The following is a 26819-nucleotide window of genomic DNA, read 5'->3' on the forward strand; positions in this document are numbered from 1 at the left end:
TATCTAGTGACTGGTCACCGACATCCCGACAAGCGCCCACATGAATTATCTGATCGATTGTTAAAGAGCAGCTCCGGGCTCTATAAAGAGGGGAGCATCTTGCGTTACCGGCCGCTTGACCAGCGCCTCGCAAGGAAGGCATATTCTACGTGATCGGCGCGTCGTGTCAACCGGTGATCTTCGAGTTCTCGGAAGAGCGAAGCGGATGACCGAGCGGTCGTCTTCAGCGAGTGAAGCGACATCCGATCGAGCCCTCAGCGGGCTACCGTAGCGAGTGGCGGGCATTTTACCGATTCCGCTGACCCTGTCAATCGAGCGATTTCGACAATCGCCGAAAAACCTCAAGAAAAACAAGCGCTTCTGCCACTCATCACCGCCTGCAACGTTGCCCGTCGCCGGCAGCGGATGCGTACTTTACGGGCTATCACCGGGATAGTGCAAGGACTTTCTGATCCGACCTCCCGAACGGGTCGCCCCCTCGCCCCGTGTCGTGGCGAAGCGGCCGCAGCCAAAAACGCCCCGCCCTCTGACGACGAGGGCGGGGCGTTCGTGGGAACGGTACGGTCGCGCTTATTCCTCGGCGTCGACGTAGCCCTGGATGGTGAAGGTGCCGTCCTCGACCAGCATCTCCTGCACGACGCCCGGCACGTCGCCGTTGGCATCGAACTCGTGGGTGCCGGAGGCGCCTTCATAGTTGATCTCGGTGCCGGCAGCGATCAACTCCTTGGCCTTCTCCCATTCACCGGGCAGGATCACCTCGCCCGGAGCGCTGGCGACGCTGCGCAGCGCCTCGTTCAGACCCTCGCGGTCGGCACTGCCATTTTCCTCGATGGCCAGACCCAGCAGGAAGGCGGCGTCGTAGGCCTGGGCGGCAAACACCGCACTGGGATCGATGCCGGCCGCGTTGGCCTGCTGGTTGAACATGGCCGTGCCCGGCAGCTCCGGGCTGCCCGGACGAGTGGCGATCATGCCGTTGAGCACGTCGGCGCCGATGGCCTCGACCAGGCTGTCGCCGACCATGCCGTCACCGCCCACGTACTGGGTGAACATGCCGCTCTCGTAGGCCTGGCGGACCACGGTCTGGCCGGAGGTATCGGCGTAGGCCAGCACCACCAGTGTCTGGGCGCCGGTGGCGGCCAGCGAGCCGAGCTCGGAGCGGTAGTCGGCGCGGTTATCCTCGTGGGCGAGGTTCTCCAGCACCATGCCGCCGCCGTTCTCGTAGGCGGCCACGAAGGCATCGGCCAGGCCGCGGCCGTAGTCATTGTTGACGTAGGTGACCGCGACTTCCTGGATGCCCTTGTCGAGCAGCAGCTTGGCCAGCATCTCGCCCTGGAAGGCGTCGGAGGGCACGGTGCGGAAGACCAGGTCGTTGTCATCCAGTTCGGTGACCGCCGGCGCGGTGGACGCCGGGGAAACCATGGTCACGCCGCCCGGGATGGCGGCATTGTTGGCCGCGGCCACGGTGGCGCCGGTGCACAGGGCGCCGACGATGGCGGTGACCTGCTCGGTGTTGACCATGCGGTCGGCCGCGTTGGAGGCCGCCGAGGCGTCGGAGCAGGTGGTATCGCCGGTCGGCATGACGATGTCCTCGCCATCCAGCAGCCCACCCTGCTCGTTGATCTGCTGTACCGCCAGGTTGGCGCCGTCGAAGATCGGCGGCGTCAGGCTCTCGATGCCGCCGGTGAAGCCGCCGAGGAAGCCGATCTTGACCTCGGCCTGGGCCATGCCGGAGAGGGCCAGGGTCGTCGCGGCCACCGCCGATGCTAGAACGCGTTTCTTCATGATTGTTGGTCTCGCTCTGGTTGCTCGAATCATCCGCTGCGCGAATCACACCCCCTCAATCTGGAAGGCCTCCGCCTAAAACACAACCCGTGGCTGCCAACGCTGGAAACCGCCAAGCCGCCTGCAACATCTTGATTGGCAAGCCTCCCTTCCCGCGTATCAGCGATCGAACGAGCGCTTCAACGCTGGCCGCCTATACTGAGGTTCCATTCCTCCATCGCCGAGCCCCACGATGCGACCGCTGACGTTTCTGACCCTGGCCGCGCTGGCCAGCACCGCCCAGGCCGACGGCCGGGAAATCGACTATCGCGTGAACGACGAAGCCTTCACCGGCTACTTCGCCCCGGCCGACGAATCCCCCCGCGGCACGGTGTTGATCGTCCATGACTGGGACGGCCTGACCGACTACGAGCGCCGGCGCGCCGAGATGCTTGCCGAACAGGGCTATGACGCCTTCGCCCTCGACCTCTACGGCCAGGGCAACCGCCCGGTGGAAACCGACGCCAAGAAGGCCGAGACGGCGAAGCTCTACCAGGACCGCGAGCGCATGCGCGAGCTGACCCTGGCCGGGCTGGCCGAGGCCCGCGCCCAGGGCGCGGCAACGCCGACCGTGGTGATGGGCTACTGCTTCGGCGGCGCCGTGGCGCTGGAGCTCGCGCGCAGCGGCGCGGCCGAGGACGTGCACGGCTACGCCACCTTCCACGGCGGCCTGGCGACCCCCGAGGGCCAGGGCTATGGGCCGGACACCCCGCCGATCCTGATCGCCCACGGCGGCGCCGACGAGGCCATCCCGCTGGAAGACGTGACATCGCTGGCCCGTCAGCTGGAAGGCGCGGGCGTCGACTACGAGATCGGCATCTACTCGGGCGCGCCCCACGCCTTCACCGTCCTCGACACCGACCGCTATCGGCAGCGCGCCGACGAGCGCTCATGGTCGGCCTTCATGGCACTGCTGGACGAGGTGCTGCCACAGCAGTGAATCACTGCCGCACTTACGTAAGTTTTTAAATACTCCTTTCTGTAGAATCGCGCTCCGGCATGATTTCCCGCTACTAAAAGCCGATAAAACAGAAAGGAGCCATTCCCTTGACCGATTCCACGACGACCACCGGCGGCGGCCTCTGGCGGCGTATCCCGCTGTGGCAGAAGATCCTCGCCGGCCTGGCGCTCGGCGTCCTGACCGGCGCCCTGCTCGGCGACGATGCCAGCCTCTTCAAGCCGCTCGGCGATATCTTCATCAACGCCATCAAGATGCTGATCGTGCCGCTGGTGTTCTCGACCCTGGTGGTCGGCATCACCGCCATGCGCGACCCGCAGAAGATGGGCCGCATCGGCGCGCGCACCATCGCTCTCTACCTGCTGACCACGGCCTTCGCCATCGCCATCGGCCTGTTCGCCTCGTGGCTGTTCCAGCCCGGCACCGGCCTGGAGATGAGCTTCGACGGCGGCGTCGAGGCCAAGGAGGCGCCCAGCCTGCGCGAGATCCTGGTCGGCCTGGTACCGCAGAACCCGATCGATGCCCTGGCCAGCGGCAACATCCTGCAGATCATCGTCTTCGCCATCGGGCTCGGCATCTCGCTGACCCTGATCGGCGACAAGGGCGAGCCGGTGGTGCGCGTGTTCGAAGGCTTCGCCGAGGCCATGGTCAAGCTGACCAACATCGTCATGGCCTTCGCGCCGATCGGCGTATTCGGCCTGATCGCCCATGTGGCCGGCAGCTACGGCCTCGAGGTGCTGCTGCCGCTGGCCAAGGTGATCGGCGTGGCCTACCTGGCCAGCGCCCTGCACGTGCTGCTGGTCTACTCCGGGCTCCTGGCGCTGATCGGCAGGCTGAACCCGCTGCGCTACCTGCAGGGCATCCTCGACGCCCTGGTGGTGGCCTACTCCTCGGCCTCGTCGTCCGGCACCCTGCCGGTGTCGCTGCGCTGCGCGCGCAACAACCTCGGCGTCTCCGAGGGCGTGTCCGGCTTCGTGCTGCCGGTGGGCGCCACCATCAACATGGACGGCACCGCCATCTATCAGGGCGTGGTCGCGGTGTTCATCGCCCAGCTGATCGGTTTCGACCTGAGCCTGGCCGACTACGGCATGATCATCGTCACCGGCACCCTGGCCTCGATCGGCACCGCCGGCGTGCCCGGCGCCGGCCTGGTGATGCTGTCCATCGTCATGGCCCAGATCGGCCTGCCGCTGGAAGCCATCGCGGTGATCGCCGGCATCGACCGCCTGCTCGACATGGCGCGCACCAGCGTCAACGTGGCCGGCGACCTGATGGTCACCACCCTGGTCGGCAAGAGCGAAGGCGAGCTGGACGAAAGCGTCTACAACGCCCCGCGCAAGAGCTGAACACTTCCCGCCATTCGGCAGGACACGGCGCGCCGGGCGAGGCTTCCGCCCGGCGCCCCTCGCGTCCCTGCTAGGCTGAGCGCATCCCCTCTCTTGCTCTGGAGGCCAGCATGCTCAGCGTCTTTTCCGGTTCCCGCGCCGAGATCGGCGAGGCCCACGGCCGCACCCACGCCACCCTCATCACCTCGAGCCTCGAGGTCTACGACCGGCTGTTCCACGACTTCGTCGGCCTGCGCTGGGCCGAGGCCCGCCGCGTCGCCGAGCGCTTCGTGCCGATGATCGAACGCGGCTTCCCCGAGATGCTCGACGAGATGGCCGGCATCGCCCGCGGCGCCGGGCTGGACCTCGAGGACATCCTCACCCTCAACTGCCGCAGCGAGATCTCGCTGACCCAGGCCAGCGGCGGCTGCACCGCGCTCTCGATCAACCGCGACGGCACCCAGTGGCTGGCCCAGAACTGGGACTGGCGCAGCGACCAGCTGCACAACGTGGTGGCGATGGAGCTGCGCCCGACGGGCGCCCCGGCGCTGGTCAGCGTCGGCGAGGCGGGGATGGTGGCCAAGATCGGCCTGAACGAGCACGGGGTGGGCGTGTGCCTCAACGCCATTCGCTCGCGGACCCTGGGCGAGGGACTGCCGATCCACGTGGCGCTGCGCAAGATCCTCGAGGCCGAGTCGTTCGACGCGGCGACCCGGGTGGTCACCCACGACCGGGTCTGCTCGCCGGCCCACTTCCTGATCGCCAGCGGCGACGGCCGCTCCGCCGGCTTCGAGGTGCATCCCGGCCTGCCCGGCGTGCTGGAGCCCCGCGGCGGCGCGGTCACCCACACCAACCACCTCTACGCCGAGACCGCCACCTGCCAGGTGGAGGACTTCCCGCGGCCGGACTCCGGCACCCGGCTCACGCGCATCGACCAGCTACTGCGCGAACGGCTGCCGCTGGGGGCGGCGGTCGACGCCGAGGCGCTGTTCGCGATGCTCGCCGACCACGACAACGCCCCGCTCTCGATCTGCCGCCACTTCAACCCCGACCAGCCGGCCGAGGAACGCATGGAGACGCTGTTCGCGGTGGTCATGAACCTGCGCCAGCGGCGCCTGGTGCTGCGCCACGGCAAGCCCTGCGAGGGCGAGGACACGCTGACGGTGACGCTCGGCGACGCCTGAGCGCCGGCTCGGCTGCTCGCTCAGCTTCGGCGCCAGGCGCCCAGGCGAGGCATGCCATCCAGCTCGCCCTTGAGATAGCGCTCGGTGGTGCGCAGGAAGCGGCGCAGGTGTTCGGCGATGGCCTCATCGCGGCGCAGCGCCTCCAGCTCGGCCTCATCCTCTTCTTCGCCCGACGCCACGCACGGCTGCCAGGCCATGCGCACGGAGCAGGCGCTGACATCGCAGATCTGCAGGCTGGGGTTGGTGCCGCGAGACGCCGTCCGGATGTGATAGGCCATGTCACCCTCCCGATAGGGCCAGTTAATGATAACGATTATCAAGTGCAAATATGGGGAGGGAGGGGCCGATCTGTCAAGCAAGGGCAACGATGGCATGACGCAGGTCAAGGTCACCGCGACGTCACACGGCTGCCAAGCCAGCGTCATCGACCGCCGCCATCCTCGGGGATTCACCCCCTGAGGAGAGACGGATCATGCGCATGACGCGACGCGGCGTACTCAAGCTCGGCCTGGCCGGCGGCGCCACGCTGGGCACCGGCCTGGTCGCCCCCGGCATCGTGCTGGCCGAAGGCCGGCGCCCGGTCGTCGACGGCGGCGTGATGAGCGGCGACATGCTCGCCGACCGCGCCATGCTGTGGTCGCGGGCCGACCGCCCGGCCCGGATGCTGCTCGAGATCGCCGACAACCCCGAGTTCCGTGCCGCCCGCCAGCTGCACGGCCCCGAGGCGCTGCCGACCGGCGGCCTCACCGCGAAGCTGGATGCCACCGGGCTCGGCGGCATGGACGAGGTGCACTACCGGGTGCGCTTCGCCGCCCTGGGCGACCACCGTGCGATCAGCGAACCGGTCACCGGCCGGCTGCGCCTGCCGCCGCAGACGCCACGCGACGTGCGCTTCGTGTGGTCCGGCGACACCGCGGGACAGGGCTGGGGCATCGACGAGTCGCGCGGCGGCATGACCACCTACGCCACCATGCTCGACCAGCGCCCCGACTTCTTCATCCACTCCGGCGACACCGTCTACGCCGACGGCCCGCTCAAGGAGAGCGTCGAGCTCGCCGACGGCAGCCTGTGGCGCAACCGGGTGACGCCGGAGAAGCTCAAGGTGGCCGAGACCCTGCAGGAATTCCGCGGCCAGCACGCCTACAACCTGCTGGACGCCAACGTGCGGCGCTTCAACGCCGAGGTGCCGATGCTGGCCCAGTGGGACGACCACGAGACCACCAACAACTGGTATCCCGGCGAGCTGCTGGAAGACGACCGCTACACCGAGAAGAACGCCTCGCTGCTGGCCGCCCGCGGCCGCCAGGCCTTCCTCGAGCACATGCCGCTGCGTCAGCGCCCCGAGGCGCCCGGGCGCATCCACCGCCGCTTCGTCTACGGCCCGGGCCTGGAGGTGTTCATGCTCGACATGCGCACCTTCCGCGGCGCCAACGACCGCAACCGTCAGGAGCGCGGCGCCGACCTGCTCGGCGCGGAACAGCTGCGCTGGCTGCTGAATTCGCTGCGTGATTCCACCGCCACCTGGAAGATCGTCGCCTCCGACATGCCCATCGGGCTGGTGGTGCGCGACGGCGAGCACTTCGAGGCCGTGGCCAACGACGATCCGGGCCAGCCGCTGGGCCGCGAGCAGGAGATCGCCCAGCTGCTCAAGGCGATCCGCGATGAAGATATCCACAACGTGGTGTGGCTGACCGCCGATGTGCACTACACGGCGGCGCACCACTACTCGCCCGAGCGCGCGAGCTTCCAGGACTTCGCCCCGTTCTGGGAGTTCGTCAGCGGCCCGCTGCACGCCGGCACCTTCGGCCCCGGCGAGCTCGACGCCACCTTCGGCCCCGAGGTGGTGTTCCAGAAGGCGCCGCCGGAAGGCCAGGCCAACCTGCCGCCCTCCGACGGCTACCAGTTCTTCGGTCAGGTCGACCTGGACGGCGAGAGCGAGACCCTGACCGTGACCCTGAAGGACGCGGCCGGCCAGTCGCTGCATCGCCAGGTGCTGGAGCCCCAACGGGCCTGAGCCCTGCGCCGCCGCCGGGCAATCCGGCGGCGGCGCGCCCGTGTCGACGGCCCGGCGCTCAGCCCGCCAGCGCTTCCTCCACCAGCCGACGCGCCTCGTCGCTCATCGGCAGCCCCAGGGCCAGCTCATGGGCGCGGGGCGACATCTTCTTCCAGGTCTTCTGCACGATGCGGATCAGGTGGTCGTGATCGACCTGCTTCGAGAAATCGGCGAAGTAGTTCTCCAGGAACACCAGGCAGGCGCAGTCCTCCACCGCCTGGGTGCCCGCGTCGCGCCCCAGGCCCTGCTTGCGGATCATCGCCGCCACCCGCTCGGCGTCCTCCTCCGCGTAGCCGGCCTCGCGCATCGCCCGGGCGGTCGTCTCGCCGGCGCGCTTGCCCTGGTCGCGGCGCCAGGTCAGGTAGCCCACCCGGCCCTCGGGGTAGTCGCTGCGCGGCACCTGCCAGCGCTGCAGGTGCTGGTTGTGCACCGCCAGGCGCACCAGCTCGTCCGGCGCCTCGTCGAGCACGTTCAGCCAGTCGCTCATGCGCCCGGCGTGCCACAGCTCCAGCGGCAGCGTTTCTCCCGCCACCTCCACCCGGCGCGGGTCCTGTGCGTGCAGGGCATCCAGCGCGGCCTGGGTCCGCTCATAGGGGGACGAACAGGGGGACGAATCGCTCATGGTGTCTCCTCGTGCTGATGGCAGGGTGATGAAAGCGTGATGGCACGGCCGCGAAGCGGTCATCTTCCCATGGAAGCATGTCGAGGCAGCGTTGACAGCCCGCACGTCGAACGGCCGTTTGCTCACTCGGCCCTGGCGCGCTACGTTATTGTACGATCATTCAATAAAAGGATTCCCATGAAGATCGCCATCCGCCTTCCCCTCGCCACCGCCCTGGCCCTCGGGCTCGCCGCCCCGCTCGCGGCCCAGGCCGACGCCCTCCAGCAGCAGCTCGACGACCTGCAGGATTTCCAGATCATCGCCCACCGCGGGGCCAGCGGCCACGCGCCGGAGCACACCTGGCCGGCCTACCAGCAGGCCCGCCGGATGGGCGCCGACTACCTCGAGCTGGACCTGCACATGAGCGCCGACGGCGAGCTGATGGTGATCCACGACGACACCCTGGACCGCACCACCGACGGCAGCGGCAAGGTGAAGGACCACACCCTGGCCGAGCTCAAGACGCTGGACGCCGGCAGCTGGTTCAACGAGAGCCACACCGACCGCGCCGAGGAAGCCTACGCCGGCGCCGAGCTGCTGACCCTCGACGAGGTGATCGACCGCTACGGCAGCGACGTTCGCTACTACATCGAGACCAAGTCGCCGGAGCGCTACCCGGAACTGCAGCGTGCGCTGGTCGAGACCCTCGAGGCCGAGGGGCTGGTGGCCTCCGGCTCGGTGGTGATCCAGTCGTTCAGCCAGGACAGCCTCGAGCAGGTCCACGCGCTCAACGCCGACATCCCGCTGGTGCAGCTGGTGTGGTACTCCCCCGCCGAGAACGGCAGCGGCCTGACCGAATGGACCGGCGTGACCCCGCCGCCCGCCGAGATCACCGACGCCGACTTCCAGGCCATCGCCGACTACGCCGTGGGCATCGGCCCCAACGTCGTCTACGACGGCGAGGACGTGATCGACGCCGGCTTCGTGGAGCAGGCCCACGACAACGGCCTGCTGGTGCATCCCTACACCATCAACGACGTGGATCAGATGCAGCGCCTGCTCGACTGGGGCGTGGACGGGATGTTCACCAACTTCCCGGATCGGTTGAGCGGGCTGGTGGAGTAAAAGCTGGATAGGCTCGAAAGGAAAAGCCGGAGAGGGCCAGAGCTGAGGGCTTTCTCCGGTATAACGCTTGCAGCAGGGGCGCGACGTCAGGAGCGTCCCTTGCCTGCACTGGTTATGGATTTTCAGCTTCCAGTCGGGAAGCCATGGATAAAGCGATATCGATGTAAGCCTCAACTGGCATCCCTTTCACACCGAATTCCTCTGTGTGTGCGGCTTCATTCCTGAGCCTTCGAAGCTGATCAAACTGGTGGAATTCGTTTTTGGTTAGGACCTCACCTTTGAGTAGCTTCTGCAAATGAAGAGGACTCTTGGCATACCGGCTCTCAAGGTCCGGGTATATTCGTGCCGCCTTTTTTGCGGCGGCCGCTTCAACTATACGAAAAGCCTCAAGAACAGCGGATCTTGGCGATATCTCTGCTAATCGCAACAAGAAGCTGAATTGATCTTGATACTCGTCTGTCTGTTCGACTTCATTGTTTTGAACCCCTTGAGCTTGCCGTTCTTGCACCAGCTCAGTGACACCCTCGGTAAACTCAATCTCGGTTTCTTTGTGCCTAAACTTCTTTAAACGAGGGAGAAGGTCCGTAATTTTGTCTCGCAACAAAAAGACGACAAAGACAACCACCGCTGGCCAAGCAAGGGAATCGATTATCTGTGCGAAAAACGTCTTCCAGTCCATGCTCACTTATCCATAACAGGTATTAGGTGGCCAGCTCGTTTTTTCACTTGAACGTGCCGTCACGTTCATTCGGGTTATACCGCCAGCACCTTTCTCTCAAGCCATTGAAAAATAATGGAATTAACCAGCATTAGGCGTCATAACACCCGCCACCGTGCCGGCTTCATAACAAGGATACCGTTCCCTGTCGGGATACCGGCGAGCCCATAAGGAACGACGCAACCAGCAAAGCAGACTTAATCAAAATCCGCCACCGTCACCCGCCTCTTGATGCCAACGTTTCAGGGGTGCTTGATGCAGCCCGACGTCGACGTGCCGGTTGGATCAACCGGGCCTGAGCCGGCATGATGCCCTCTTCCGCTTTGCCCTCTCTCTTAGCCCCATCCCCCACGAGGAGTCACCATGTCGACCGTGTTCGCTCGCCTCAAGGAAGTCGCTTCGCCCCGCATCGGCCTGGGCGCCATGAACCTCTCCCACGGGTACGGCAGCCCGATGCCGGAGCCCGAGGCGGTACGCGCCCTGCAGGCGGCCGTCGACATGGGCTATCGCCATGTCGATACCGCGACTCTCTACGGGGCCACGGCCAACGAGTCGCTGGTGGGCAAGGCGCTGGCGAGCCGGCGCGACGAGATCCTGCTGGCCAGCAAGTGCGGCATGGCCATCGACCCCGAGCTGGGCAAGAAGGTGATCGACGGCCGCCCGGCGACGCTGCGCCGGCAGTGCGAGGCGAGCCTCGCGCGGCTGGGCACCGATCATCTGGACCTCTACTACCTGCATCGCTGGGACAAGCGCGTGCCGATCGAGGAGTGCGTGGGCGAGCTGGGGCGCCTGGTGGAGGAAGGCAAGATCGGCGGCGTGGGCCTGTCCGAGGTCTCCGCCGCGACCCTGCGCCGTGCCCGGGCCGAGCACCCCATCGCCGCGGTGCAGTCGGAGTACTCGCTGTGGACGCGCAATCCGGAGATCGGGCTGATCGCGGCGTGCCGCGAGTCGAACACGGCGATGGTGGCGTTCAGCCCGCTGGGCCGGGGCTTCCTGTCCGGCGCGGTGGAAGACCCGGCGCGCCTGGAGGAGAGCGACATGCGCCGCAGCATGCCGCGCTTCAGCGCCGAGCATTTCCCGCACAACCTGCGCCTGCTGGACGACCTCAAGGCCGTGGCGCGAGAGCAAGACGCGACATCCGGCCAGCTGGCCCTGGCCTGGCTGCTGGCCAAGGGCGACGACATCCTCCCCATTCCCGGATCGCGCTCCGTCGCGCACATGCGCGAGAACCTGGCGGCGGCATCGCTGCGCCTGGACGCCGCGACCGTCGCCCGGCTGGATACCCTGCTGACGCCCGATCAAGTGAAGGGCGGCCGCTACGGCACGGCCGCGCAGGCGGACGTCGACACCGAGGAATTCGACGCCTGACTGAGCCCAGCCCGGGTAAAAAAAGCGGAAACAAAGACGCGGGGCACGCCATCGGCGTGCCCCGCGTCATTCGGCCACGGCGGCGCGGTCAGAAGGTATAGACGACGCCGGCGGTGACCATGTCGATATCGCCGATCTCGTCGGTGTCGAGGCGTTCCACCTCCACGCGGCCGGTGAGGTCGAGCAGCTCGACGCGCGCACCCAGGCCGTAGACCGGGTCGGTGCCGGAGTCGTCGCGGGTCAGGCCGCGGCCGCGACGCTCGGCGTCCCAGTCGGCCATGCCGGCCTTGGCGTAGACGCCCAGCGGGCCGAAGCTCAGCCCGGCCACGCCCATGGCCTCGAAGGCCTCCACCTCCAGCGTGCCGGAACGGCCGTCGACGTCGCCGTTCAGGCTGTCGCCGTTGACGTAGCCGAGCTCGGCGCCCAGGTCGAGGAACGGCAGCCAGCCGACGTTGTAGCCGGCGGTCAGCTTATACATGCCGGCTTCGTCGTCGAAGTCGTTATCACCGTGCATCTGGCCCAGGCCGCCGCCCAGGTAGAGGCCGGTGGCGCCGGTGGCGAAGGCGGGTGCGGCGGTCACGGCCAGGCCGGTGGCCAGGGTGGCGGCAAGCAGGGAGCGCAGGGGCGTCTTGAGGGTCATGACGATTCCTTCCGAGCACAGGGAGTGAGCGCGCAGTGTAGCGCGCCGGCCGCCGGCGGGTCAGGTCGCTGGTGGTGCGGTGCCCGCCGCCCGTGGCCGGCCCGGCGCCTCGTCGCGGTGCTAGGATCAGGGGCCTGGCGCCGTACATGCGTCGATGCCGCGCCAGTCGCGGGAGACGGCGCTGGCGAGCCCCTGTATTGTTATGTTATAACGCATGCCACTTTCGCGGAGATGTATCACCATGGCGCATCGATCCCATCGCCATCGCCCCGAAGGGCCCTGCCATTTCTCTCTGATGTCGCTGTCCGCCCCGCGCCGGCTGCTGCTGGTCGCCGCCCCGCTGGCGATCCTGTGGCTGGCGGTGGCCTGGGCCACGGGAGGCTTCGCCTGATGGCACGCCTGCAACTGCACGACCTTCAGCTCGCCCGCGGCGGCCAGACGGTGCTCGAGCACCTCGACGGCCGCTTCCAGGACGGCGCGGTGACCGCGCTGATCGGCGCCAACGGCGCCGGCAAGAGCACCCTGATCGCCGCCATCATGGGCATGCTGACGCCGGTGGCCGGTCGCGTCGAGAGCCAGGTGCCCAAGGAACGCCGCGCCTGGCTGCCCCAGCAGCTGGCTCTCGACCTGTCCTTCCCGATGAGCGTGGAAGAACTGATCATGAGCGGCACCTGGCCCAGCCACGGCGCCTTCAAGGGCTACTGCGGCCCGCACTATCGCCGCGGCCGCGAGATCATGGCGCGCCTGGGCATCTCGCACCTGGCCCACCGCCAGCTCGGCGAGCTCTCCGGCGGCCAGCGCCAGCGCGCGCTGATCGGCCGCACCCTGATGCAGGAGGCCGAGCTGCTGCTGCTCGACGAGCCCTTCGCCAACGTCGACGCCGAGACCGTCGAGGTGCTGATGGACGTGCTGCGCGACATGGCCGCCAAGGGCGCCACCCTGATCGTGGTGCTGCACGACATGGAACAGCTCTCGCGCCTGGCCGACGACGTGCTGATGCTCTCCGGCGGCCACGGCCGCTGGGTCAGCCCCGAGGCGCTGCTCGAGTACAACTCCGGCCAGCCCGCCCGCGCCCCGCGCCTGCCCTTCGATTTTCCCGAGGTTTCCCATGCTGGCTCTGCTTGACGCCTGGCTCGCCGCCCCCTTCGACTACGGCTTCATGAAGCGCGCTCTGGTGGCGGGCATGGCGCTGTCGCTGGCCGCCCCGCCGCTGGGCGTGTTCCTGATGCTGCGCGGCATGAGCCTGATCGGCGACGCCATGTCCCACGCCATCCTGCCCGGGGTGGCGCTGGGTTTCCTGTTCGCCGGCTTCTCGCTGCCGATGATGAGCCTCGGCGGCATCCTCTCGGGGCTGCTGGTGGCGGTGCTGGCCGGCAGCGTGTCGCAGATGACCGGCCACCGCGAGGACTCGGCGATGGCCAGCTTCTTCCTGATCTCGCTGGCCGCGGGGGTGATGATGGTGTCGCTGGGCGGCAGCAGCGTCGACCTGACCCACGTGCTGTTCGGCTCGATCCTGGCCGTGGACTCCACCGCGCTGCTGCTGATCGCCGGCATCGCCAGCCTGATCGTGGTGTCGCTGGCGGTGATCTTCCGCGCCCTGGTGGTGGAATGCCTGGACCCGCTGTTCCTGCGCGGCCAGGGCGTGCGCGGAGGCCTGGTGCACGGCGTCTTCCTGGGACTGGTGGTGCTCAACCTCACCGCCGGCTTCCAGACGCTGGGCACCCTGATGGCGGTGGGCCTGATGATGCTGCCGGCCACCACCGCGCGCTTCTGGAGCAATCGCCTGGAGGGACTGATGGTCATCGCCATCGGCGTGGCCATGGCGGCCAGCGCCGGCGGCCTGCTGCTGTCGTACCACCTGAGCCTGCCGTCCGGCCCGGCGATCATCCTGATGGCCGGCGTGGCCTACGTGGCCTCGGCACTGTTCGGCCGCCAGCACAGCCTTGCCGCCCGCTATCGCCGCCGCGCCGCACCGCTGAATGCGCCGACCGCGTCCCACTGACGCCTCACACCTCTACAAGGAGCTTCACCGATGCCCTTCGCCAAGCCCACTGCGTTCGCCGCCGGCGCCGCCGCCCTGCTGACCCTGCCCGCCGCCCAGGCCGATGAGCGGGTTCAGGTGCTCACCAGCTTCAGCGTGCTCGCCGACATGGTCGAGCAGATCGGCGGCGACCACGTCGAGGTCACCTCGCTGGTCGGCGCCGACAGCGATGCCCACGTCTTCTCCCCGCGCCCCAGCGACGCCCAGGGCCTGGCCGAGGCCGACCTGGTGGTGCTCAACGGCCTGCAGTTCGAGGGCTGGATGTCGCGTCTGGTCGAGGCCAGCGACTACGCGGGCCCGACCGTGGTGGCCACCGCCGGCATCGAGCAGGCGCTCGGCGAGGCCGCCCACGCGGACGAGGACGAACACGGCCATGCAGACGACGGTCACCAGGAGAGCGCTCACGACGAGCACGGCCATGCAGACGACGGTCACGAGGAGAACGCTGGCGACGAACATGGTCATGACGCACACGGCCATGGCGAGCCTGCGGAGGCCGCCCACGACGATCATGGCCATGCCCATGACGGCCTCGACCCGCACACCTGGCTGGACCTGGGCCTCGGCGAGCTCTACGTCGACAACATCCGCGACGGCCTGATCGCCGTCGACCCGGCCCACGAGGCCGACTACCGCGAGCGCGCAGCGGAGTATCAGCAACGCATCGACGCCCTGGACGCCGAGGTCCACGCCCTGATGGACGAGCTGCCCGAGCACACCACGGTGATCATCGGCCACGATTCCTTCAGCCACTTCTCGCGGGCCTACGGCGTCGACTTCCTGTCGCCGGCGGGGCTCACCACCGAGAGCGAGCCCAGTGCCGCCAACATGGCGCGGCTGATCGACGTCATCAACGCCAGCGGGGTACATGCCCTCTTCCACGAGAACATGACCAGCCCGGCAATGATCGATCAGCTGTCCGAGGAGGCCGACCTGCCGATCGCCGGCACGCTCTACTCCGGCGCCCTGGCGGCCGAAGGCGAGGCCAGCACCTGGCTGGGCATGATGCGCCATAATGCCTGGCTGCTGCACGACGCCCTGGCCGCCGAAGACGCGGCCCACGAGCACGCCGACCACGACCACTGAGCCGCTTCCCAGGCTCGCTCCACACGGCGCCGCCCTCGGGTGGCGCCGTCGTCGTTTCGGGGGCGGTCGTGCGAAGATAGCCTCGTCGGCCACGCCAGGGAGAGCCCCCCATGAACCTGCTGGATGCCATGACCGCCTTCGTGCGGGTCGCCGAGCTCGGCAGCTACACCCGCGCCGCCGAGGCGCTGGACCTGTCGCGCACCCGCGTCTCGCGCCAGGTGATGGAGCTCGAGGATCATCTCGGCGTGCGCCTGCTCCAGCGCACCACCCGCCGGCTGCACCTCACCGAGGCCGGCGAGCGCTACCTGCTGCGCGCCCAGGGCATCCTGCAGTCGCTGGAGGAGGCCGAGGCGGAGGTCGGCAGCGGCGCCAGCGAGATGCGCGGCCGGCTGCGCCTCAACGGGCCGATGAGCTTCGGCACCCGCCACCTGGCGCCGCTGGTGGCCCGCTTCATGGTCGAGCATCCCGCCCTGGAGGTGCGCCTCGACCTCAACGACCGCCGGGTCGACCTGCTCGAGGAGGGCTACGATCTGGCGATCCGCATCGGCCACCTGCCCGACTCCACCCACGTCGCCCGCCGCCTCACCCGCTGCAAGCTGGTGCTGTGCGCCTCGCCGGGCTACCTGGCCGAGCACGGCACCCCGCGCCGTCTGGCGGACCTGGAACGGCACCGCTGCCTGCGCTACCGACCCGGCGGCCGGGGCGGGGAATGGCAGTTCGTCGACAGCCGCTTCCGGGTCAACGGGCCGCTGGAGAGCAACAACGGCGACGTGCTGACTCACGCCGCCGAGGCCGGGCTCGGCATCGCGCAGCAGCCGAGCTTCCTGGTCACCGACAGCATCCGCGAGGGCCGCCTGGTGCCGCTCGAGCTCGAGGAGGCCGCGCCGGTCCTGGACGTGAACGGCCTCTACCCGGCCCGCCGCCACCTGCCGGCCAAGGTCGACCGCTTCCTGGCCCTGCTCGCCGATGCCTGGAGCGATCCCCCCTGCTGGGAACACGAGCTGGGTCTCTGATCGCCAGATTTCCCGCCGACATTGTTGCCAAAAAAGCAACAGTAATGTGTCTTAGCAGCGGATTATCGCGCCCTCGCCCGCGTTTAGAGTGTCCGTCCATCACGACAACATCCCGCTGACGGAGAGACACCATGACGACCCACACCGCCGCCCAGCCGAACGCCCTCGACCGCCTCCAGCCGGCGGCCATCACCCTGCTGCGCCTGTCGCTCGGCGTCATGGCACTGGCCCACGGCCTGCTCAAGCTACTGGTGTTCACCGTGCCCGGCACCGTCGGCTACTTCGAGTCGCTGGGCCTGCCCGGCGAGTTCGCCTACCTGACGATCCTGGCCGAGATCGGCGGCGGCGCCGCCCTGCTGCTGGGCGTCTACACTCGCTGGGTCGCCCTGGCCATGATCCCGACGCTGCTCGGCGCCACCTGGGTACATTCCGGCAACGGCTGGATGTTCTCCAACGAGGGCGGCGGCTGGGAATTCCCGCTGTTCTGGGCCGTGGCGCTGCTGGTGCAGGCCGGCCTCGGCGGAGGGCGCCTGGTGCTCAGCCGCCGCTTCGCCTGAGCCGCGTTTCGACCGAACCGGGACGACGCCGCCCGCCGGGCGGCGTCGAGCCCTTCTCCCGCTCCCGATCAGGAGGCCGTGCTCATGTTACCCAGCCTGTTCATCTCCCACGGTTCGCCGATGCTGGCGCTGACGCGCACGCCGGCCCACGAGTTCCTGCGCGAGCTGGGCAGCCACCTGAAACCTGCCGCCGTGGTGGTCGTGTCGGCCCACTGGGCCAGCCGACGCCTGATGGTCAGCGTCAGCGAGCGGCCCGAGACCATCCACGACTTCGGCGGCTTTCCGCGCGCGCTGTTCGAGTGCCAGTACCCGGCCCCGGGCGAGCCCGAGCTGGCGAGGCGCCTGGCCCGCGAGCTCAACGCCGTGCCGGTGGAGCGCGGCCTGGATCACGGCGCCTGGGTACCGCTGTCGCTGATGTTCCCCGAGGCCGACGTGCCGGTGGTCTCGCTGTCGCTGCCCACTGACTGGTCCAACGCCGAGCTGGTGGCGCTCGGGGATCGGCTCAAGGCGCTCTTGAGAAAACCGGAGAGTGAGGAGAACGTGCTGGTGATCGGCTCCGGCAGCCTGACCCACGACCTGCGCTCGACCCAGGCGCTGGACGCGCCGATGCCGGGCTGGGTCGGCGAGTTCGCCGATTGGACCCACCAGCGCCTCACCGCCGGCGACCGCGAGGCCCTGCTCGACTGGCAGGCCGCGCCCCGGGCGCGGGACAACCATCCCTCGCCCGAGCACTTCCAGCCGCTACTGGTGGCCATGGGCGCCGGCGGGCCCGCCGAGCGGCTGCACCACAGCGTCGAGCACGGGGTACTGGCGATGGACCTCTACGCCTTCGGCTGACCCCGATGCCCCTTCAACGCAAGAGGCCGCCCCGAAGGGCGGCCTCGTCGCGTCGTGCGATGGCGCATCGCGCATCAGGCGTCAGGAATCTCCAGCGCCTGCTGCACCGCCGGCCAGGCCGGCTCGCCGTCGCGGGTGGTCACGCCGTCGAGGAAGGCCTGCACCTTGGCCGGGTTGGCGCGCAGCCATTCCAGGGCCACGGCGTCCGGCTCACGCTCCTGATAGCTGAAGCCGAGGATCATCTCGCTCTGGTCGTCGGCGCTGAAGGTCAGCTGGTCGAGGAGCCTGGAAGCGTTGGGATTGGACTCGGCGAACGCCGGGGTCACCAGGGTCTTCACGTCGCTGGCGCCCTCGTCCGGGCCCCACATGTTCTCGGGGTCGTCGAGGTACTGAACGTCGTATTCGATGTTCATCCAGTGCGGCGTCCAGGCGGCGAAGAGGATCCATTCCTCGCGATCGATGGCGCTCTTCACCGCGCTCAGCATGCCCGGCGTGGAGGTCTCGGAGAGATGCCAGTCGCCCAGGCCGTAGGTGTCGTTGTCCACCGCCCCGTTGAGGATCTCGCTCATGCCGGAACCGGCCTCGATGGAGTAGATCGCGCTGTCGAGCTGGTCGGCATACTCCGGATCGTCGAGCTGTTCGGCCGAGGTCAGGCCGGCCTCGTAGACGTAGGTCGGCACCGCGAAACCGAGACGCGCACCGTCCACGTTGTTGCCCAGGTCGACGATCGACTCACGCTCGAGGGCGGCCTCGTACATGCTCTGCTGGCCCGGCAGCCAGGCGGCGAGGAAGGCGTCCAGTTCGTTCTGGGCCAGCGCCTCGTAGGTGATGGTGGAGCCGAGCTCGGCCGACTGGGGCGCGTAGCCCAAGGTCTCGAGCAGAGTGGACGCCAGCGCGGTCTTGACGGTCACGCCGGGCCAGGCGGGGACGGAGAAGCGAACCTGTTCCGGTTCGGCGGCCTGGGAGAAGCCGCTCACGGCCAGCAGGGAGCCGGCCAGCACGAGAGAGAGGGGACGACGGGACAGGGACATAGGGACTCCTTGGCGGGATGCGCCGTGGTGAAACACGTCGCAGACCCTAATGCCCCTGGGCTATATCGACAAGCCAGGCCGTCAACGCTCGTCGACGACCCGGGCCCGATTCAGTCGCCCTTGCCGACCATCTTCGCGGCCTCGACCACCTCGATCCAGTAGCCGTCCACGTCCTTGACGAAGACCACGTCCTTCATCTTGCCCTGGTCGGGGCGCTTGATGAATTCGACCTCGTTGGCGTCGAACCAGGCCACCGCGGCGTCCAGGTCCGGCACCGTGAAGCAGATGTGGCCGAAGCCCTGGGGCTCGGCGTTGCCGTCGTGATAGGCGAAGTCGGGCTGGTTCTCGGTGCCCCAGTTGTGGGTCAGCTCCAGCAGGCCCTTCTGGGAGAAGGTCCAGACGGTGCGCTCGTCGGTGTCTTCCGGCACCTGATCGCCGTCCTCGAGCTTGGCGAGGAAATAGAGCGAGAACTGCATCTCCTCGAAGTCGAGGCGGCGCAGCACGCGCATGCCGAAGACCCGGGAGTAGAAGGCCAGCGCGGCCTCCGGGTCCTTGACCCGCAGCATGGTGTGGTTGAGGCGGAAGCCGTCGGTGTCACCGGTGGCGGTCTTCACGCCGGGATGTTGCTCGCCGTTGAAGCTCATGGGATCTCCTGGTCAGGGCTCGAACGTCGTCGAATCGATGCGATGCGATGCCTCAGGTATGGAGGCAAGATGCCGACTTTTCCACCCCGAGCGTCATGCCACCGCGAAGATTTTCCGATACAGATATTGTACAAATACTGATTTCCACGCCAAACACCCCGCCCACGCCTGCTGCGCCTGTTCTCGTATCCTGACATGCAGGATCGCCACTGGCGAGGGGCGGCTCCCGATTCTACATTGTCTGTACAACCCACCACGCGTCAGGAGTTCGAGATGGCCAACATCGACCAGAGCCTGGGAGACCACATCACCCTCAAGGAGCTCGCCCATGCCCTCGGCCACGGCTTCTCGCCGATCGTCGAGGTGGAGTCCATGGACGGCATCTACACGGTGCGCTTCCACCACGCCAACGGCATCTCCACCCTCTCCGACAAGCAGGGCAAGACCCTCACCTTCCTCGGCACCGGCGAGATCCGCGACCTGCTGGGCGATCTGGGCCTGAGCCACGGCGTGTTGACCTGGGCCGACCAGTGCGGCGACGAGATGATCGGCGTGCCCGGCCATGCCATGACCCCGGACGAGATGCTGACCCACGGCACCAGAATCGCCTTCCGCTGATGTTCACAGCCGCGGGCTGGACGGCTAGGCTGGGAACGACGAGAGGGAATACGGACGCCCCGAGAGATGCCCATGCCAGCGACGCCAGCCTCATCCGCCCCGGCGCCCTGCGTCGAGATACGCCTCGAGCGACTGATGCCGCTGGTGATGCTGGCGCTGCTGACGCTCGCCGGCTGCGCCGGCCCCCAGCTCGCCACCCGCGACGCCGAGGGGCTGTCGATGGATCGGGCGATGATCCTGTCCGAAGCCCGCCAGTCGCTGGGCACGCCCTATCGCTTCGGCGGCACCGATGCCAGCGGGCTGGACTGTTCGGGCCTGGTGCAGCGGGTCTATTCGCGGGCGGGTATCCCCGTGCCACGCACCTCGCGCCGCCAGTTCGAGCAGCTGCCACCGATCGACGAGGCGCGCCCCGGCGACCTGCTGTTCTTCGATACCGCCGGCGGCGGGGATGCCAGCCACGTCGGCATCTACCTGGGTGACGACGAGATGATCCACGCCCCCGGCCGCGGTCGGCGGGTCAGCGTGACCTCGCTGGCGCTGGACTACTGGCAGGAGCGTTTCCTGGGCGCCGCCGCTCCGGCGCCCTGAGGGCTCGCCCTCTCCGATTTCCCGGCATCGCGCCGCGATGCCACCCGACGCATCGAACTTCGAACACGATTCAGGAGGTCAGCATGGCACTGCGACTCGGCGACATCGCCCCGGACTTCACCCAGGAAAGCACCGAAGGTCCGATCCACTTCCACGAGTGGGCCGGCGACAGCTGGGTGATCCTGTTCTCCCATCCCAAGGACTTCACCCCGGTGTGCACCACCGAGCTCGGCGAGGTCTCGCGGCTCAAGCCGGAGTTCGAGAAGCGCAACACCAAGGCCATCGGCCTGTCGGTGGACCCGCTGGAGGATCACAGGGCCTGGGTCGGCGACATCCAGGAAACCCAGGGCTGCGCCCTGAACTTCCCGCTGCTGGCCGACGCCGACCGCAAGGTCAGCGACCTCTACGACATGATCCATCCCAACGCCAACGACACCCTGACGGTGCGCAGCGTCTTCATCATCGACCCGAACAAGAAGATCCGCCTGATGCTGACCTATCCGGCCAGCACCGGTCGCCACTTCGACGAGATCCTGCGCGTGCTCGACAGCCTCCAGCTGACCGACTCGCACAAGCTGGCCACCCCGGTGAACTGGCAGCCGGGCGGCGACTGCATCATCGTGCCGGCGCTCAGCAACGAGGAAGCCGCCAAGCTGTTCCCCGAGGGCTGGGACGAGCAGAAACCCTACCTGCGGCTGGTCAAGCAGCCCGGCAAGTAACGCTCCCAAGCACATTGCCCTCATGACGCCGGCCCTCGGGCCGGCGTTTTCGTACGCGTTTGGCGATATTAAGCGCCGGTTAAGTTGTGCCGCTCACACTGTCGGGGAATCGTCACGGAGACACCCCGATGTCCTTGACCGTCATACGCCCCACCCCCGAGTCGCCGATCGAGTGGCGTGAAGCCCGCCACTGGTCGGAGCGCCACCGACTGGAGCAGCTGGTCAGCCACTGCTTCGCCACCCAGCACGATGCCCGCATCACCCAGTACCTGCCGCGCCTGTTCGGCCTGTGGCAGCAGGATCGGCCCGTGGCCGCGGTGGGCGTGCGGCGCGCCGACGAGGGTCGGCTGTTCCAGGAGGGCTATCTCGACGCCTCCGCCGAGGCCAGCCTGACCCAGGCCCTGGGCACGCCGATCACCCGCGGCGGCATCGCCGAGATCGGCAACCTGGTGAGCACCCGGCGCGGGCTGCAGCGGGTGCTGTTTCCCTACCTGATCGACCAGCTGGCCGAGGAAGGCCTGCACTGGGTGCTGTTCACGGCCATCCCGGCGGTGATCAACGGCATCCGCCGGCTGGGCATCGAGCTGATGCCGCTGCGCCTGGCCGATCCGGCCTGGCTGGGCCAGGAGCGCGAGGCCTGGGGCCACTACTACGATCAGCACCCCTGGGTGATGGCCGGCGACCTGCGCCTGGCCCGCGAGCGGCTGCGCGCCGCCGGCCTGCTCTCGACGCGGCGGGAGGGCGACCATGTCCGACCGGCGTGAGCGCTTCCTCGACCGCCTGGCCGCCCACGCCGAGCGCGCCCCCGAGGCCACGGCGCTGTGGGACGACACGCAGCGGCTGAGCTACGGCGAGCTGGCCGCCGCCATCGACGAGCGTCGGGCACGGCTGGCGGCGGCCGGCGCTAACCGCGTGGGCCTGGCGCTGGACAACGGCATCGAATGGGCGCTGTGGGACCTGGCGCTGCTGGCCGATTCACGTGTCGCGGTGCCGGTGCCGGCCTTCTTCGGCGACGCCCAGCGCCGCCACCTGGTCGAACGTGCCGGCCTCGACGCCTGGATCGGCCCCGGCGGCGAGGCGCTGGGCTTCGGTTCGCCCGGCCCGGGCGGCGTCGCCACCCGCCCGGTCGCGGCCCCGCCGGCCCTGCATCCCGGCACCACCCGCATCACCTTCACCTCCGGCACCAGCGCCGCGCCCAAGGGCGTGTGCCTGGACACCGAGGCGGTGCTGGCGGTGGCGATCAGCCTCGCCGAGGCAGTCGCCCCGGCCGGCATCGAGCGCCACCTGGCGATGCTGCCGCTGGCCACCCTGCTCGAGAACCTCGGCGGGCTCTACCTGCCTCTGTGGCTCGGCGCCGGGGTGGCGCTGCCCGGCGCCGCCGAGCTCGGCTGGCAGGGCGCCAGCGGCTTCGACGCCGAAGCCGCGCTGGCCGCCATCGAACGCTACCGGCCGCACAGTCTGATCCTGGTGCCCCAGCAGCTCCAGGCACTGGTGGACGCCGCCCCGACCGCACCCGAGGGGCTGCGGCTGGTGGCGGTGGGCGGCGCCCGGGTCGCCGCGCCGCTGCTCGAGCGCGCCCTGGCCGCCGGCTGGCCGGTGGCGGAGGGCTACGGCCTCTCCGAGTGCGCCTCGGTGGTGTGTCTCAACCGGCCCGGCGAGACGCCCCACGGCGTCGGCCGCCCGCTGCCCCACGCCCGGGTGCGCCTGAGCGCCGACGGCGAGGTCGAGGTGAGCGGCGCCACCATGCTCGGCTATCTGGGCGAGCCGCCGGTCGCCGGCTGGCACGCCACCGGCGACCTCGGCCGCCGGGAGGGCGATGGCCTGGTGCTGGAAGGCCGCCGCCGCGAGGTCTTCATCACCGCCTATGGGCGCAACGTCGATCCCCAGTGGGTCGAGGGCGTGCTCGCCACCCGGCCGGGCATCGGCCAGGCCCTGGTCCACGGCGAGGCCCTGGCCCACAACCGGGCGCTGATCGTGCCCGCCGCCGTGGGCCTGTCCGACGCGGCCATCGACGCCGAGATCAAGGCCGCCAACGCCACCCTGCCGGACTACGCCCGGGTGAGCGAATGGCGCCGCTGCGCGCCCTTCACCCCGCACAACGACCAGCTGACGGCCAACGGCCGCCTGCGCCGCGCGGCCATCCTGGCCGCCTACCGGGACTGGCTGACCCGCCCCGGCGCGGACGACACCACGACCGACGCATCTGCCCGCCCCATCACGACCGACCCATCACGACCACCGAGGAGTGACTTCATGAGTGCCTATCAACGCCTGCAGGACGCCACCCGCGCCGAGCGCGAATGGCTGCTCGACACGCCCATGATGACCCGCGCCATGCAGGGCGAGATCGGGCGCGACGAGTACCTGGCCTTCCTCGGCCAGGCCTACCACCACGTGCGCTTCACGGTGCCGCTGATGATGGCCTGCGGCGCCCGCCTGCCCGACCGGCTGGGCTGGCTGCGCGGCGCCCTGGTGGAGTACGTCGAGGAGGAATACGGCCACGAGCAGTGGATCCTCGACGACATCCGCGCCGCCGGCGGCGACCCCGAGGCGGCGGCCGCCGCCACGCCCGACCCGGCCACGACGCTGATGGTGGCCTACGTGCGCGACCGGATCGAGCACGGCAATCCGGTGGCCTTCTTCGGCATGGTCCAGGTGCTCGAGGGCACCAGCACCGCGGTGGCCACCCGCGCCGCCGAACAGCTCCAGGCGAGCCTCGGGCTGCCCGACGACGCCGTGCGCTACCTGAGCTCCCACGGCAGCCTCGATATCGGCCACCTGGCCTTCTTCGAGACGCTGATCGACCGCCTGGAGGAAGACGATCTGAACGCGGTGATCGAGGGCGCGCGCATGGTCTATCGCCTCTACGGCGCCATGTTCCGGGGCATCACCGCCCGCTGCACGGGGGGCGAAGCCGCCCGGGAGCTGACCGATGCGCTGGTCTGAACCGCACTATCTCACCCAGGGCTGGCCCGGCCAGCGGGTGCTGATCACCGGCGCCAGCGGCGGCATCGGCCAGGCGCTGGTCGACGAGCTTGCCGCGGCCGGCGCCCAGCTGCTGGTCACCGGGCGCGACGCCGAGGTCCTGGAGCGGCTGTGCCGACGGCATCCCGGCCAGATCACGGCCCAGCCCGCCGACCTCACCCGCGCCGAGGATCGCGCCCGGCTGGTGGCCGTCGCCGAGCGGCTGGAATGCACCATGCTGATCAACGCCGCCGGCGCCAACCGCGCCGAGCTGTTCCAGGACAGCGACGACGAGGCCATCGAGCGCCTGGTGGCGATCAACCTGACCGCGACCCTGCAGCTGACCCGCGCCATGCTGCCGCCGCTGTGCCGCGCCGAACAGGGCCTGGTGGTCAACCTGGGCTCGGCCTTCGGCCATATCGGCTACCCCGGCCAGGCCACCTACTGCGCCACCAAGTTCGCGCTCTACGGCTTCACCCAGGCGCTGCGCCGGGAGCTCGCGGATTCGCCGATCGCGGTGCACTACATCGCCCCGAGGGCCACCCGCACCGCCATGAACGCCCCGGCCATGGAGGAGATGAACCGGGCGCTGGGCAACGCCATGGACGATCCGGAGACGGTGGCCGTCCAGATCCGCCGCGCCATCGAACGCGGTCGCAAGGAGACCCGCCTGGGCCGCGCCGAACCGATCTTCGCGCGGCTCAACGCCCTGTGGCCGGGGCTGATCGATCGCGCCCTGCGCCGCCAGCTGCCCACCATCCGCCGCTTCATCGCCCCGCCACCCTGAGCCGCCAGGGTCGACAGGCGCGGCCTCCGAGGCGAGTATCGGCATGACCGGAGCACCGACAAGGAAGGCCCATGCGCATACTGCTGGTGGAAGACGATCCCAGCCTGGCGTCGGGCATTCGCCTGGCGCTGAAACCCGAGCACTACACCGTCGACATCCTCGGCGACGGCATCGAGGCCCTCAACGCCCTGCGCGACGAGGAGCCCTTCGATGCCGTCATCCTCGACCTGGGCCTGCCCCGGCTCGACGGCATCGACCTGCTCACGCGGCTGCGCCGCGGCGGCCATCGCGTGCCGGTGCTGGTGCTGACCGCCCGCGACGGCATCGAGCAGCGCATCCAGGGCCTGGATGCCGGGGCCGACGACTACCTGACCAAACCCTTCGAGGTCGACGAGCTCAAGGCACGGCTGCGCGCCCTGCTGCGCCGCAGCCAGGGCCTGGTCAGCAGCGAGCTGCGCCACCGCGGCGTGGTGCTCGACCCGGAGAACCGCCGCGTCACCTACCAGGGCCAGCCGGTCACGCTGTCGCGCCGCGAGTTCACCCTGCTGCAGGAATTCCTCAGCCACCCCGGCCACGCCTTCACCCGCGACACCCTGGCCCGCCTGCTCTACGGCTGGGACGAGGACGTGGAGAGCAACGCCATCGAGGTCCACGTTCACCACCTGCGCAGGAAGCTGGCCCCGGAGCTGATCCGCACCCTGCGCGGCATCGGCTACATCATGGACAAGGCCCCGGCGGACGAGGCCCCCGGGAACAGGATCCCATGAGCTCCATCCGCCGCCGCACCCTGGGCATCGCGCTGCTGGTGGTCGCGCTGTGCATGCTGGCGATCGGCGTGACCAGCTATCGCGACGCCGCCCGCGAAGTGGCGGCGCTATTCGACGCCCGCCTGGCCCAGCAGGCCCGGCTGATGGAAGGCCTGGTGCGCACGCCGCTGCCCGAGGCCCGGCGCGAGGCGCTGCTGGCGAGCCTCGACGACGCCCTGCGCCGCAACACGCCGGGCACCGACGGCGGCCACCGCTACGAAGGCGAGGTGGCCTTCCAGGTCTGGCGCGACGAGCTGCTGCTGCTGCGCTCCGCCGGCGCGCCGACCGCGCCGTTCACCGAGCGTCGTGCCGGCTACGGCGACGCGACCCTGGACGGACGCGAGTGGCGCGTCTTCGTCCTCGGCGACGACGACCTGCGGGTGCTGGTCGGCGAGCGCGGCGACGTGCGCGGCGAGCTGGTCCGGGGCATCGCCCTGCGCACCCTGGTACCGGACCTCGTGGGCCTGCCGGCACTGGCGGTGCTGCTGTGGTGGGCGATCGGCTGGGGGCTGCGGCCGCTGTCACGGCTGGCCGCCCAGATCGAAGCCCGCGACCCCCAGCGCCTGAACCCGCTGCCCGACGACCCACTGCCCCGCGAGCTGGCCACCATCGTCGGCGCCCTCAACGGCCTGCTGGCGCGGATCCGCACCCTGCGGGCCCGCGAGAAACGCTTCATCGCCGATGCCGCCCACGAGCTGCGCACCCCGCTGACGGTGCTCGACCTGCACGCCCAGAACGCCCTGGCCACCGAGGATCCGGCGGATCGGCGCGAGGCGCTGACCCTGTTGCGCGACGGCCTGGCCCGCGCCACCCGGCTGGTCGGCCAGCTGCTGACCCTGGCACGCCTGGACCCGGAGCAGGAAGGCGCCCCGGATCAGCGCATCGACCTGCTGCACGAGGTGCGCGAGTCGCTGGCCGAGCTGATGCCGCTGGCCACCGACCACGACCAGAGCCTGCACCTGGAGGCCGACGAGGGGGCCGACTGGGCGCTGACCACCGAGCCCGGCGCCGTCACCACCCTGATCAAGAACCTGGTCGGCAACGCCATCCGTCACTCCCCCGCCGGCAGCCGCATCGACGTGGCACTGACGGCGGAAGAGCGAGCGCTGGTGCTGCGGGTGGACGACAGCGGGCCCGGCATCCCCGAGGACGGCCGCCAGCAGGCGCTGGCGCGCTTCCACCGCGGCGGTGCGGGGGCCGGGGCCGGCCTCGGGCTGTCCATCGTCGACCGTCTGGTACAGCGCCACGGCGGCCGCCTGACGCTGGGCGACGCCCCCGGTGGCGGGCTGCGCGTGAGCGTGCGGCTGCCCCGCGCCTGACACGGCATCGTCATGT

28 protein-coding genes are annotated in these 26819 nt (G+C 69.3%); 21 read left to right on the top strand and 7 right to left on the bottom strand.

Going from position 1 to position 26819, the window contains the following annotated elements; genetic code table 11:
* Positions 1-570: 570 nt before the first annotated feature.
* Entirely contained in the window at positions 571-1785 is a 1215-nt protein-coding gene (locus tag CVH10_RS05110) for an ABC transporter substrate-binding protein (protein ID WP_035595788.1), read from the bottom strand.
* Positions 1786-2014: 229 nt separating this feature from the next.
* Here CVH10_RS05110 and CVH10_RS05115 point away from each other — a divergent pair, with 229 nt between their 5' ends.
* From CVH10_RS05115 to CVH10_RS05125, 3 genes are all read left to right on the top strand, one after another.
* Complete coding sequence (locus CVH10_RS05115; RefSeq protein ID WP_106488000.1) at positions 2015-2761, top strand: dienelactone hydrolase family protein; 747 nt, start codon at positions 2015-2017, stop codon at positions 2759-2761.
* Positions 2762-2868: 107 nt separating this feature from the next.
* On the top strand, positions 2869-4125 hold the full coding sequence (locus CVH10_RS05120) for a dicarboxylate/amino acid:cation symporter (protein ID WP_035595784.1): 1257 nt from the start codon (positions 2869-2871) through the stop codon (positions 4123-4125).
* A gap of 110 nt (positions 4126-4235) precedes the next feature.
* Positions 4236-5288 (top strand): C45 family peptidase, encoded by a 1053-nt coding sequence (locus CVH10_RS05125; RefSeq protein WP_106488001.1) that lies wholly within the window; start codon positions 4236-4238, stop codon positions 5286-5288.
* A gap of 20 nt (positions 5289-5308) precedes the next feature.
* Here CVH10_RS05125 and CVH10_RS05130 read toward each other — a convergent pair whose 3' ends face one another.
* On the bottom strand, positions 5309-5566 hold the full coding sequence (locus tag CVH10_RS05130; protein WP_035595779.1) for a hypothetical protein: 258 nt from the start codon (positions 5564-5566) through the stop codon (positions 5309-5311).
* 194 nt (positions 5567-5760) lie between these two features.
* Here CVH10_RS05130 and CVH10_RS05135 point away from each other — a divergent pair, with 194 nt between their 5' ends.
* Complete coding sequence (locus CVH10_RS05135) at positions 5761-7302, top strand: alkaline phosphatase (RefSeq protein WP_106488002.1); 1542 nt, start codon at positions 5761-5763, stop codon at positions 7300-7302.
* Between the two features lie 58 nt (positions 7303-7360).
* On the opposite strand, the gene CVH10_RS05140 is transcribed toward CVH10_RS05135, so the two are convergent.
* Complete coding sequence (locus tag CVH10_RS05140; protein WP_106488003.1) at positions 7361-7963, bottom strand: DUF4202 domain-containing protein; 603 nt, start codon at positions 7961-7963, stop codon at positions 7361-7363.
* Positions 7964-8140: 177 nt separating this feature from the next.
* On the opposite strand from CVH10_RS05140, the gene CVH10_RS05145 reads away from it, so the two are divergent.
* Positions 8141-9067: a glycerophosphodiester phosphodiesterase gene (locus CVH10_RS05145; protein ID WP_106488004.1), complete on the top strand. Its 927-nt coding sequence runs from the start codon at positions 8141-8143 to the stop codon at positions 9065-9067.
* Positions 9068-9179: 112 nt separating this feature from the next.
* Here CVH10_RS05145 and CVH10_RS25255 read toward each other — a convergent pair whose 3' ends face one another.
* Complete coding sequence (locus CVH10_RS25255; protein ID WP_146142909.1) at positions 9180-9746, bottom strand: hypothetical protein; 567 nt, start codon at positions 9744-9746, stop codon at positions 9180-9182.
* A 402-nt stretch (positions 9747-10148) separates the two neighbouring features.
* Between CVH10_RS25255 and CVH10_RS05150 the strand changes: the two genes are divergently transcribed.
* Positions 10149-11153 carry an aldo/keto reductase gene (locus CVH10_RS05150; protein WP_106488005.1) on the top strand — a complete coding sequence of 335 codons (1005 nt, stop codon included), beginning with the start codon at positions 10149-10151 and terminating at the stop codon, positions 11151-11153.
* A gap of 88 nt (positions 11154-11241) precedes the next feature.
* Here the strand turns inward: CVH10_RS05150 and CVH10_RS05155 are convergent, their stop codons facing one another.
* Positions 11242-11793 (bottom strand): outer membrane protein, encoded by a 552-nt coding sequence (locus CVH10_RS05155; protein ID WP_106488006.1) that lies wholly within the window; start codon positions 11791-11793, stop codon positions 11242-11244.
* Positions 11794-12034: 241 nt separating this feature from the next.
* On the opposite strand from CVH10_RS05155, the gene CVH10_RS25575 reads away from it, so the two are divergent.
* From CVH10_RS25575 to CVH10_RS05185, 7 genes are all read left to right on the top strand, one after another.
* Positions 12035-12184 carry a hypothetical protein gene (locus CVH10_RS25575; protein WP_172977630.1) on the top strand — a complete coding sequence of 50 codons (150 nt, stop codon included), beginning with the start codon at positions 12035-12037 and terminating at the stop codon, positions 12182-12184.
* Positions 12184-12918, top strand: a complete 735-nt coding sequence (locus tag CVH10_RS05160; protein WP_106488007.1) for a metal ABC transporter ATP-binding protein — start codon at positions 12184-12186, stop codon at positions 12916-12918. The genes CVH10_RS25575 and CVH10_RS05160 overlap by 1 nt, the downstream gene beginning before the upstream one ends.
* Entirely contained in the window at positions 12902-13795 is an 894-nt protein-coding gene (locus CVH10_RS05165; protein ID WP_035595764.1) for a metal ABC transporter permease, read from the top strand. The genes CVH10_RS05160 and CVH10_RS05165 overlap by 17 nt, the downstream gene beginning before the upstream one ends.
* Before the next feature lie 30 nt (positions 13796-13825).
* On the top strand, positions 13826-14920 hold the full coding sequence (locus CVH10_RS05170; RefSeq protein WP_035595762.1) for a metal ABC transporter solute-binding protein, Zn/Mn family: 1095 nt from the start codon (positions 13826-13828) through the stop codon (positions 14918-14920).
* 110 nt (positions 14921-15030) lie between these two features.
* Positions 15031-15933, top strand: coding sequence for a LysR family transcriptional regulator (locus tag CVH10_RS05175; protein WP_106488008.1), 903 nt, complete (start codon positions 15031-15033; stop codon positions 15931-15933).
* Between the two features lie 131 nt (positions 15934-16064).
* A complete protein-coding gene (locus CVH10_RS05180; RefSeq protein ID WP_035595758.1) occupies positions 16065-16490 on the top strand; it encodes a DoxX family protein in 426 nt (141 codons plus the stop codon).
* 84 nt (positions 16491-16574) lie between these two features.
* Positions 16575-17327 (top strand): dioxygenase, encoded by a 753-nt coding sequence (locus tag CVH10_RS05185; protein ID WP_106488009.1) that lies wholly within the window; start codon positions 16575-16577, stop codon positions 17325-17327.
* A 74-nt stretch (positions 17328-17401) separates the two neighbouring features.
* Here the strand turns inward: CVH10_RS05185 and CVH10_RS05190 are convergent, their stop codons facing one another.
* Both CVH10_RS05190 and gloA read right to left on the bottom strand, forming a co-directional pair.
* Positions 17402-18358 carry an ABC transporter substrate-binding protein gene (locus CVH10_RS05190; RefSeq protein ID WP_035595755.1) on the bottom strand — a complete coding sequence of 319 codons (957 nt, stop codon included), beginning with the start codon at positions 18356-18358 and terminating at the stop codon, positions 17402-17404.
* 110 nt (positions 18359-18468) lie between these two features.
* Positions 18469-19002 (bottom strand): lactoylglutathione lyase, encoded by a 534-nt coding sequence (gloA, locus tag CVH10_RS05195; protein ID WP_035595753.1) that lies wholly within the window; start codon positions 19000-19002, stop codon positions 18469-18471.
* 273 nt (positions 19003-19275) lie between these two features.
* Here gloA and CVH10_RS05200 point away from each other — a divergent pair, with 273 nt between their 5' ends.
* The 8 genes from CVH10_RS05200 to CVH10_RS05235 all read left to right on the top strand — a co-directional run bounded on the left by CVH10_RS05200 (position 19276) and on the right by CVH10_RS05235 (position 26803).
* Positions 19276-19620 carry a DUF6482 family protein gene (locus CVH10_RS05200; protein ID WP_035595751.1) on the top strand — a complete coding sequence of 115 codons (345 nt, stop codon included), beginning with the start codon at positions 19276-19278 and terminating at the stop codon, positions 19618-19620.
* Between the two features lie 72 nt (positions 19621-19692).
* The gene (locus CVH10_RS05205; protein ID WP_369335733.1) at positions 19693-20208 is read left to right on the top strand and encodes a C40 family peptidase; all 516 of its coding nucleotides are present in this window, start codon (positions 19693-19695) and stop codon (positions 20206-20208) included.
* An 83-nt stretch (positions 20209-20291) separates the two neighbouring features.
* Positions 20292-20927, top strand: a complete 636-nt coding sequence (locus CVH10_RS05210; RefSeq protein ID WP_035595747.1) for a peroxiredoxin — start codon at positions 20292-20294, stop codon at positions 20925-20927.
* A gap of 128 nt (positions 20928-21055) precedes the next feature.
* Positions 21056-21691, top strand: coding sequence for a thermostable hemolysin (locus CVH10_RS05215; RefSeq protein ID WP_106488010.1), 636 nt, complete (start codon positions 21056-21058; stop codon positions 21689-21691).
* Positions 21675-23873 (top strand): AMP-binding protein, encoded by a 2199-nt coding sequence (locus CVH10_RS27225; RefSeq protein ID WP_106488011.1) that lies wholly within the window; start codon positions 21675-21677, stop codon positions 23871-23873. The genes CVH10_RS05215 and CVH10_RS27225 overlap by 17 nt, the downstream gene beginning before the upstream one ends.
* On the top strand, positions 23860-24678 hold the full coding sequence (locus CVH10_RS05225; RefSeq protein WP_106488012.1) for an SDR family oxidoreductase: 819 nt from the start codon (positions 23860-23862) through the stop codon (positions 24676-24678). The genes CVH10_RS27225 and CVH10_RS05225 overlap by 14 nt, the downstream gene beginning before the upstream one ends.
* A 71-nt stretch (positions 24679-24749) precedes the next feature.
* Positions 24750-25445, top strand: coding sequence for a response regulator transcription factor (locus CVH10_RS05230; protein WP_106488013.1), 696 nt, complete (start codon positions 24750-24752; stop codon positions 25443-25445).
* Positions 25442-26803, top strand: a complete 1362-nt coding sequence (locus CVH10_RS05235) for an ATP-binding protein (protein WP_106488014.1) — start codon at positions 25442-25444, stop codon at positions 26801-26803. The genes CVH10_RS05230 and CVH10_RS05235 overlap by 4 nt, the downstream gene beginning before the upstream one ends.
* The last annotated feature ends 16 nt before the right edge of the window (positions 26804-26819 follow it).

It is taken from the genome of Halomonas sp. ND22Bw (assembly GCF_003011945.1).
GTDB classification, from domain to species: Bacteria; Pseudomonadota; Gammaproteobacteria; order Pseudomonadales; family Halomonadaceae; genus Halomonas; species Halomonas halophila.

Excerpts from the sequence above, each read along its gene's own strand:
- CVH10_RS05115 (WP_106488000.1), top strand. The coding sequence starts at position 2,015 with ATGCGACCGCTGACGTTTCTGACCCTGGCCGCGCTGGCCAGCACCGCC.
- CVH10_RS05125 (WP_106488001.1), top strand. The coding sequence starts at position 4,236 with ATGCTCAGCGTCTTTTCCGGTTCCCGCGCCGAGATCGGCGAGGCCCAC.
- CVH10_RS05130 (WP_035595779.1), bottom strand. The coding sequence starts at position 5,566 with ATGGCCTATCACATCCGGACGGCGTCTCGCGGCACCAACCCCAGCCTG.
- CVH10_RS05135 (WP_106488002.1), top strand. The coding sequence starts at position 5,761 with ATGCGCATGACGCGACGCGGCGTACTCAAGCTCGGCCTGGCCGGCGGC.
- CVH10_RS05140 (WP_106488003.1), bottom strand. The coding sequence starts at position 7,963 with ATGAGCGATTCGTCCCCCTGTTCGTCCCCCTATGAGCGGACCCAGGCC.
- CVH10_RS05145 (WP_106488004.1), top strand. The coding sequence starts at position 8,141 with ATGAAGATCGCCATCCGCCTTCCCCTCGCCACCGCCCTGGCCCTCGGG.
- CVH10_RS25255 (WP_146142909.1), bottom strand. The coding sequence starts at position 9,746 with ATGGACTGGAAGACGTTTTTCGCACAGATAATCGATTCCCTTGCTTGG.
- CVH10_RS05150 (WP_106488005.1), top strand. The coding sequence starts at position 10,149 with ATGTCGACCGTGTTCGCTCGCCTCAAGGAAGTCGCTTCGCCCCGCATC.
- CVH10_RS05155 (WP_106488006.1), bottom strand. The coding sequence starts at position 11,793 with ATGACCCTCAAGACGCCCCTGCGCTCCCTGCTTGCCGCCACCCTGGCC.
- CVH10_RS25575 (WP_172977630.1), top strand. The coding sequence starts at position 12,035 with ATGGCGCATCGATCCCATCGCCATCGCCCCGAAGGGCCCTGCCATTTC.
- CVH10_RS05160 (WP_106488007.1), top strand. The coding sequence starts at position 12,184 with ATGGCACGCCTGCAACTGCACGACCTTCAGCTCGCCCGCGGCGGCCAG.
- CVH10_RS05165 (WP_035595764.1), top strand. The coding sequence starts at position 12,902 with ATGCTGGCTCTGCTTGACGCCTGGCTCGCCGCCCCCTTCGACTACGGC.
- CVH10_RS05170 (WP_035595762.1), top strand. The coding sequence starts at position 13,826 with ATGCCCTTCGCCAAGCCCACTGCGTTCGCCGCCGGCGCCGCCGCCCTG.
- CVH10_RS05175 (WP_106488008.1), top strand. The coding sequence starts at position 15,031 with ATGAACCTGCTGGATGCCATGACCGCCTTCGTGCGGGTCGCCGAGCTC.
- CVH10_RS05180 (WP_035595758.1), top strand. The coding sequence starts at position 16,065 with ATGACGACCCACACCGCCGCCCAGCCGAACGCCCTCGACCGCCTCCAG.
- CVH10_RS05185 (WP_106488009.1), top strand. The coding sequence starts at position 16,575 with ATGTTACCCAGCCTGTTCATCTCCCACGGTTCGCCGATGCTGGCGCTG.
- CVH10_RS05190 (WP_035595755.1), bottom strand. The coding sequence starts at position 18,358 with ATGTCCCTGTCCCGTCGTCCCCTCTCTCTCGTGCTGGCCGGCTCCCTG.
- gloA (WP_035595753.1), bottom strand. The coding sequence starts at position 19,002 with ATGAGCTTCAACGGCGAGCAACATCCCGGCGTGAAGACCGCCACCGGT.
- CVH10_RS05200 (WP_035595751.1), top strand. The coding sequence starts at position 19,276 with ATGGCCAACATCGACCAGAGCCTGGGAGACCACATCACCCTCAAGGAG.
- CVH10_RS05205 (WP_369335733.1), top strand. The coding sequence starts at position 19,693 with ATGCCAGCGACGCCAGCCTCATCCGCCCCGGCGCCCTGCGTCGAGATA.
- CVH10_RS05210 (WP_035595747.1), top strand. The coding sequence starts at position 20,292 with ATGGCACTGCGACTCGGCGACATCGCCCCGGACTTCACCCAGGAAAGC.
- CVH10_RS05215 (WP_106488010.1), top strand. The coding sequence starts at position 21,056 with ATGTCCTTGACCGTCATACGCCCCACCCCCGAGTCGCCGATCGAGTGG.
- CVH10_RS27225 (WP_106488011.1), top strand. The coding sequence starts at position 21,675 with ATGTCCGACCGGCGTGAGCGCTTCCTCGACCGCCTGGCCGCCCACGCC.
- CVH10_RS05225 (WP_106488012.1), top strand. The coding sequence starts at position 23,860 with ATGCGCTGGTCTGAACCGCACTATCTCACCCAGGGCTGGCCCGGCCAG.
- CVH10_RS05230 (WP_106488013.1), top strand. The coding sequence starts at position 24,750 with ATGCGCATACTGCTGGTGGAAGACGATCCCAGCCTGGCGTCGGGCATT.
- CVH10_RS05235 (WP_106488014.1), top strand. The coding sequence starts at position 25,442 with ATGAGCTCCATCCGCCGCCGCACCCTGGGCATCGCGCTGCTGGTGGTC.